This window comes from Micromonospora sp. CPCC 205546 (genome assembly GCF_036902715.1).
Lineage (GTDB): Bacteria > Actinomycetota > Actinomycetes > Mycobacteriales > Micromonosporaceae > Micromonospora.
This window is the reverse complement of the sequence record NZ_JBAKHL010000160.1, coordinates 1-1,135: the sequence shown is the minus strand read 5'-3', so window position 1 is coordinate 1,135 and position 1,135 is coordinate 1. Positions and strand designations below refer to the sequence as shown.

Here is a 1,135-nt window from a genome sequence, read left to right as displayed (position 1 = left end):
GGTCAGGCCGGTGTGGGTCAGGAAGCTGTGGAGCAAGTCGGGTCGGTATTGGATGCGCTTGAGTCGGTTCTTGATGATCGCGAGTAGGTGGTCGACGCCTCGGACGGCGAGGTTGCCGATGCTGCGTTTCAGGTGGGACCACACGGCCTCGGTGGGGTTGAGGTCCGGGGCGTAGGCCGGTAGGCGGATCACGGTCAGCCAATCTCGGGCGGCGATCAAGGCCCGCATGGCGACGCTGACGTGGGTGTTGAGGTTGTCCCACACGAGCAGGATCGGACCGCCAAGCTGCTGGTGGGCGGCATCCAGCAGGGCGATGTAGTCGGTCTCGGCGAAGCTGCGCCGCTCACCCTTGCGTCCCCGGTGGGTGAGGGTGCGATAGATCAGCCGGGGACGCCGGCCGGGCTTGTAGCAGGTCAGCCCGGCGATTGAGATCCGCCCGGAGCCCTTGCCGGACACCGGAACGACGGGGGTGTGACCGCGTCGGCCCCAGGTACGGGCTTTCGGTGGGCGCAGCGTCTGACCCGCCTCGTCCTCGAAGACGAGCCAAGCCTGCCGCTGCGCCGCTACCGTTTTCCCGCCGGCCACACCTCCCGCCGCCATGTCATCACCGCATCCTCGTCGCGTTCCACCGGCCGGTGCGACGGCACCTGCACCGACCAGCCGATGCGGTGCAGCAGATATGAGGTACCGCGCAGCGTGTACCGGGTGCGGAACATCCGGGCGATCAGGTCCGACACCCGCGCCAGGGTCCAGCGTTGATCCTCGCCGAAGCCGTGCACGGCCGGCCCCTGCTCCAACGCGTCGGCCAGACGCCGCAACCGGGACTCATCCAGGCGACACCGGGACCCACCCGGCCCTCTCGACGCCAGGGCGTCCTCACCGCCGGCCCGCCACCGCTTGCGCCAGCCGTACACCGCTGTCTGCGACACCCGCAACCGCGCCGCGATCTCCGCCACCGGCACGCCCTCGGCGAACCACCCGGCCGCCCGCCGCCGCACCGCCTCACGCTTCGCCCGCCCCCGCGCGGACAATCCACCTCCGTCGGGATACCTCATACCGCCGATCTACCCGACACCACAACCGTCACACCAGCAACGCCATCCACATCAGACGAACCTGGCCTTTCAAGATCTGT

At 69.3% G+C, this 1,135-nt stretch carries 2 protein-coding genes; both read right to left on the bottom strand.

Annotated elements, in window-relative coordinates; all coding sequences use genetic code 11:
• The coding region (locus V6U77_RS29820) for a transposase (RefSeq protein ID WP_334610068.1) at positions 1 to 600 on the bottom strand (600 nt) is incomplete at its 3' end.
• The gene (locus V6U77_RS29815; protein ID WP_334610067.1) at positions 564 to 1,031 is read right to left on the bottom strand and encodes a winged helix-turn-helix domain-containing protein; all 468 of its coding nucleotides are present in this window, start codon (positions 1,029 to 1,031) and stop codon (positions 564 to 566) included. The genes V6U77_RS29820 and V6U77_RS29815, both read right to left, overlap by 37 nt.
• Positions 1,032 to 1,135 lie beyond the last annotated feature (104 nt).